Source organism: Polynucleobacter sp. 35-46-11 (assembly GCF_002281105.1).
In genome coordinates this window covers 1-5,196 of record NZ_NCFJ01000148.1, presented here as the reverse complement: position 1 = coordinate 5,196, position 5,196 = coordinate 1, and the positions used below count along the sequence as shown (strand labels likewise).

At 46.4% G+C, this 5,196-nt stretch carries 7 protein-coding genes; 5 read left to right on the top strand and 2 right to left on the bottom strand.

Features of this window, described 5'->3' with window-relative positions; genetic code table 11:
- Position 1: 1 nt before the first annotated feature.
- The 5 genes from B7Y67_RS10420 to B7Y67_RS10400 are packed head-to-tail and all read left to right on the top strand — an operon-like array spanning position 2 to position 4,034.
- Positions 2-1,264 (top strand): pitrilysin family protein, encoded by a 1,263-nt coding sequence (locus B7Y67_RS10420; protein ID WP_293598587.1) that lies wholly within the window; start codon positions 2-4, stop codon positions 1,262-1,264.
- Positions 1,251-2,597 carry a pitrilysin family protein gene (locus B7Y67_RS10415; RefSeq protein ID WP_293598586.1) on the top strand — a complete coding sequence of 449 codons (1,347 nt, stop codon included), beginning with the start codon at positions 1,251-1,253 and terminating at the stop codon, positions 2,595-2,597. Before B7Y67_RS10420 ends, B7Y67_RS10415 begins: the two co-directional genes overlap by 14 nt.
- On the top strand, positions 2,590-3,219 hold the full coding sequence (gene rsmD / locus B7Y67_RS10410) for a 16S rRNA (guanine(966)-N(2))-methyltransferase RsmD (protein ID WP_293598588.1): 630 nt from the start codon (positions 2,590-2,592) through the stop codon (positions 3,217-3,219). Before B7Y67_RS10415 ends, rsmD begins: the two co-directional genes overlap by 8 nt.
- Positions 3,220-3,255: 36 nt before the next feature.
- Entirely contained in the window at positions 3,256-3,750 is a 495-nt protein-coding gene (gene coaD / locus B7Y67_RS10405; RefSeq protein ID WP_215386891.1) for a pantetheine-phosphate adenylyltransferase, read from the top strand.
- A gap of 17 nt (positions 3,751-3,767) precedes the next feature.
- Positions 3,768-4,034, top strand: a complete 267-nt coding sequence (locus tag B7Y67_RS10400; protein WP_215302132.1) for a YfhL family 4Fe-4S dicluster ferredoxin — start codon at positions 3,768-3,770, stop codon at positions 4,032-4,034.
- Between the two features lie 27 nt (positions 4,035-4,061).
- On the opposite strand, the gene pth is transcribed toward B7Y67_RS10400, so the two are convergent.
- Together pth and B7Y67_RS10390 are read right to left on the bottom strand one after the other, a co-directional pair.
- Positions 4,062-4,658 (bottom strand): aminoacyl-tRNA hydrolase, encoded by a 597-nt coding sequence (gene pth / locus B7Y67_RS10395; RefSeq protein ID WP_293598585.1) that lies wholly within the window; start codon positions 4,656-4,658, stop codon positions 4,062-4,064.
- Between the two features lie 90 nt (positions 4,659-4,748).
- On the bottom strand, positions 4,749-5,196 hold a 448-nt coding region (locus B7Y67_RS10390), incomplete at its 5' end, for a 50S ribosomal protein L25/general stress protein Ctc (protein WP_293598584.1).

Sequence of the window (5,196 nt, the reverse complement as noted above, 5' to 3'; positions counted from 1 at the left end):
GATTGTGCGCGAGGATCATCGAGCACCAACGGTCGCACATATGGTTTGGTACCGCGCCGGTTCAATGGATGAGGTTAACGGCAAAACTGGGGTGGCCCATGTTCTTGAGCACATGATGTTTAAGGGAACTAACAAAGTGAAATCGGGCGAGTTCTCTCGTTTAGTTGCGGCGGTGGGCGGTCGTGAAAATGCTTTTACTTCTCGAGATTACACAGCGTATTTCCAGCAAGTTGAAAAGTCTAAGTTAGATGAAGTGATGAAACTGGAAGCGGATCGCATGTCCAATCTCAATTTTGATGATGCAGAGTTTTTAAAAGAAATTCAGGTGGTAATGGAAGAGCGTCGCTTGCGTACTGAAGATAATCCCACCAGTTTGCTGTATGAATCGCTGATGGCTACTGCATTCATGAGCTCGCCTTATCGTCATCCAGTAGTTGGCTGGATGAATGACCTGGTGAATATGAAAGCCGCTGATGCACGTGATTGGTATCGTAGTTGGTATAAACCGAATAATGCAACAGTAGTGATTGCTGGTGATGTTGATCCTAAAGTCATTTTGCAAGCAGCAGAAAAATATTATGGAGCTGCTTCTGCAAGAGAGTTGCCAGATCGCAAGCCCCAGATTGAACCTCCACAAAAAGGAATTAAGCGAGTTCAGGTTAAGGCACCCGCAGATAGCGCACAGCTGGCAATGGCCTGGAAGGCGCCCAAGTTACAAGTAGGAAAGTTAGACGATGACGAGCCTTATGCACTGGAATTGTTGGCTGCAGTACTTGACGGTTATGACAATGCACGCCTCAATCGCGCACTGGTAAAGCAGGAACGTGTAGTCAATGATGTGAGTGTCGGTTACGACATGGTCTCAAGAGGCCCAGAACTTTTTGTAATTAGCACCAGCATGGCTAAAGGAAAAACAGTGGAGCAGGCTGAGAGCAGTATTCGGAAGGCTCTGAAAGAAATTGTCGATAAAGGAATTCTGGAGTCAGAGCTCAAGCGCATTAAGGTACGCATTCTGTCTGATCAGATTTATAAGCGCGATTCGATCTTTGGTCAGGCAATGGAAATTGGCAGCACAGAGATGGTGGGATTCTCATGGAGGGATATTGATGTGATATTGGATGAGATGCAAAAAATCACTCCTACACAAGTTCAAGCCGTTGCAAAAAAATATTTGGTAGATGAGGGTCTGACCATTGCAGTGCTAGATCCACAGGGACGTCAGTCCGCTGAGAGTAAGCAAGGGGGTAATCATGCTGCTAAATAAATTAATCAAGCAGGCTTGTCTTACATTCGTACTGATAGCAGTAGTCAGCACCTCTGCCCATGCAATATTGCCGATTGAAAAGTTAGACTCATTCAAGGGCGCACAGGCTTATCTAGTTCAAACCAAATCGCTACCGATGGTCGATATTGAAATCAGTATTGATGCAGGCGATCGTTATGATCCATCAGCCAAGAGTGGCTTAGCTACTGTGGTTGGGCAGTTGATGAACTATGGTGCCAAGTCAGAGAAGGGTTTGTTGAATGAGGCACAGATTGCTGATGAGATTGCTGATTTAGGTGCAAACCTTGGTATATCTGTCAGCGGTGAGCGTGCCATCATGCGCATTCGGACTTTAAGTCGTAAAGATTTGCGTGATCGCGCCGTTCAATTGGCATCAGCCATGTTGAGTGCACCAACTTATGATGCCAAAATCTTAGCCCGTGAGAAGCAAAGAATGACTACTGCATTGTTAGAGTCGGAGACAAAGCCGGAGTCAGTATTAGATCGTCGTTTTAGAAAATTGGTTTATGGTGACTATCCCTTGGCTAATTCACCAACGGTGCGAAGTATTGCCAATATCAGCACAACTGACTTGCAGCAGTTTCATAGGCAGTTTTATCGGGGTGATCGGATGATCGTCAGCATTGTTGGTGATGTGGGTAAAGTCGAGGCCGCTGAAATCGTTCAGGGTTTATTGCAAAGAGTGCCACAGTCTGGACCTGCTATTGCCAAGCTGCCAGAGTTTGAGCGCTCAACAGTCGAGCCTTTAAGTCAACGCGAAGTCACTATTCCATTTGACACGCAGCAAGCCCATATTGCGATGGGAATGACTGCAGTTACTCGCAGTAATCCAGATTACTTCCCATTGCTTGTGGGGAATTATGTTTTAGGCAGCGGTGGTTTTGTATCGCGTCTGATGTCAGAGGTTCGTGAGAAGCGTGGCCTTGCTTATAGTGTGTTCAGTTATTTTGCGCCCGGTAAAGATGTGGGGATATTTCAGGCGGGCGTGCAGACTAAGAGTGATCAAGCTACTTTGGCTCTTGAAGTGATGAGTTCTACTATTGCACAATTTATTGCTAATGGACCGATGCAATCTGAACTTGACGCTGCTAAGGCAAATTTAATCAATGGCTATCCTTTGAGAATTGATAACAATCGCAAGCTGCTTGATAACGTGTCATCTATTGCTTGGAATAACTTGCCGCTCGACACGATGGATGTATGGACTAAGCAAGTGGAGATGGTGAGCTTGGACCAAGTCAAAGAGGCATTCCAAAAAAACTTGGCTATGGACCGAATGAAGATTGTGGTGTTAGGGGTTAAAAATAAATAAACCCACAAAGCCGGCTTCATCAGGTAAGCGCCCTGAGCCTCCTCAGAAAATTCGCATTATTGGTGGAGTGTGGCGTAGTCGTTTACTGAGTGTGTTGGATCTACCTGGTCTACGTCCCACTACAGATCGCGTTCGGGAAACCTTATTTAATTGGCTTGGCCAGGATCTGGTGGGTTTGCGTTGCTTAGATTTGTTTGCAGGAACTGGCGTCTTAGGTTTTGAGGCTGCTTCACGACATGCCAGTTCAGTGACTTTGTTAGAAAAGGATAAGAGGGCGCATGCAAAGCTTTTGGCTAACTATGCTTTGCTACAGTCATCTCCTGCTCCTGGATCAGTACAGATTGTGCACAGAGATAGCTTAGAGTTTTTAAAGCAACAAGCCGATCGCTCTAGTAATTTGATCTTTATTGACCCACCCTTTCAGGAGGAGGGCTTATTAAATCAAGCTTTAGTAGAAGCCGCTCGCGTTTGCGATGATAGTCCCGGCGGGGGAATTTACGTCGAGTTTCCGTCTAGTCGCTCACGTGATGAGATTGAAGCGCTGGTGCCCGAATGGCATTGTGGGAAATACCTAGAGGCTGGGCAGGTAAAAGCTTGTCTATTTCGCTCGAAGAGGGGCTAAACTCTTGCCTGTAGCTGAAAAAGCCTGAGGAGCGTTATGACTGTTGCTGTTTACCCTGGAACATTTGATCCCTTTACTCGTGGTCACGAGGACTTGGTACGCCGTGCTTCCAGTATTTTTGGGGAATTGATTGTTGGTGTTGCTGATAGCCGTAGCAAGCGCCCCTTCTTCACTTTGGATGAGCGTATTGAGATTGCTAAAGAGGTTCTAGGCCATTATTCCAATGTGAAGATTGTAGGCTTCACAGGCCTATTAAAAGATTTTGCCCGCGAACATAATGCGAGGGTGATTGTGCGTGGCTTGCGTGCTGTTTCTGATTTTGAATATGAGTTTCAGATGGCGGGCATGAACCGTTATTTATTGCCTGATGTTGAGACGCTATTCCTAACGCCTTCAGACCAATACCAATTTATTTCAGGAACATTTGTTCGTGAAATTGCTTCGATGGGTGGTGATGTGAGTAAGTTTGTATTCCCATCTGTAGAAAAGTGGTTAGTCAAAAAGATTGAAGCCAACAAGGGCAAAGAGTAAGGCGCCAGGGAAGCAAGATGGCTCTCATGATCACGGACGAATGCATCAATTGCGATGTATGTGAGCCTGAATGTCCGAATGATGCAATCTACATGGGTCTAGAGATCTATGAGATTGATCCCAATAAGTGTACTGAGTGTGTGGGTCATTACGATGCACCCCAGTGTCAGCAGGTTTGTCCAGTTGACTGCATTCCGCTGAACCCCGCGTTTCCAGAAAACCAAACGCAATTAATGGTGAAGTATCAAGCCTTAACTGCGGCCAAGAAAGCTCTCGCTAAGTAGTTTTTATAGCTTGAGCACCTTATCGAGCTAGTTTGATTTGGAATGCAACTCCAGCATTGCTGCCTGAGTATCGCCCCTCATAAATAAATCCAGAATTTGTAAACCATCTTCGATACTCGCATCAATCTGCTTTTGCTCAAGCTGCAAAGGCCTTCTCAGCACATAGTCCGCCACATCCATCACTCGCGCACCTTCTGCGGCGAGGTCGCGTGGATGCCCGATACCCAATCGCAAGCGCCAGTACTCAGGCGTTCCTAGGTGAGCCTGGATATCTTTTAGACCATTGTGCCCACCGGTGCCACCGCCAAGCTTGATGCGTGCAGTACCGGGCTTGAGATCAAGCTCATCCTGCACTACCAGCACATCCTTGGGTGTAATTTTGTGGAAGCGGCATAGTGCTCCGACAGACTGGCCACTGAGATTCATATAAGTGCTGGGTTTGAGCAAGAAGAGATCTTCATCCCCCCATTTCGCTTTAGCAACTTTGCCATGAAAGCGTTTTTCAGTTTCAAAGCGGGTACTCAATTGTTTGGCAAGGGCGTCAACAAACCAGAAGCCAGCATTGTGCCGATCTTCTATGTGTTCTTCGCCTGGATTGCCAAGGCCAACAATTAATTTAGTCATGATGAGTGCTTAAGGATAAAAGCATTTCTGCAAAAAAGAAAACCCGCTTGTCAGCGGGCTTCCTCTGTCGCAAAGATAAGGCTTAAATAATTAAGCTTTGTCCTTTGGTGCTTCAGCAGCAGGAGCTGCAGCAGCTGCAGGAGCAGCTTCAGTATCGGCAGATTTCACTGCTGGGATACGTGCATTAGCTAATACTGGGTTTTCTTGCTCAACATGCAATACCAAGGTAACGCCTTTTGGCAATGCGATGTCTTTAGCATGGATACCATGACCAACTTCAATCTTGTTCAGGTCCACTTCAATGAATTCTGGCAAGTCTGCTGGTAAGCAAGACACTTCCAATTCAGTTGCGATGTGGCTGATTACAGCGCCTTGCAATTTCACTGCAGCTGAGGTGTCAGCGTTGATGAAGTGCAATGGAACGCGCATGTGAACTTTTTCAGTCGCAGAAACGCGCTGGAAGTCGATGTGCAGAACCAAAGGCTTAAATGGATGCATCTGGTAATCGCGCAACAACACTTTTTGTGCTTTGCCGCCG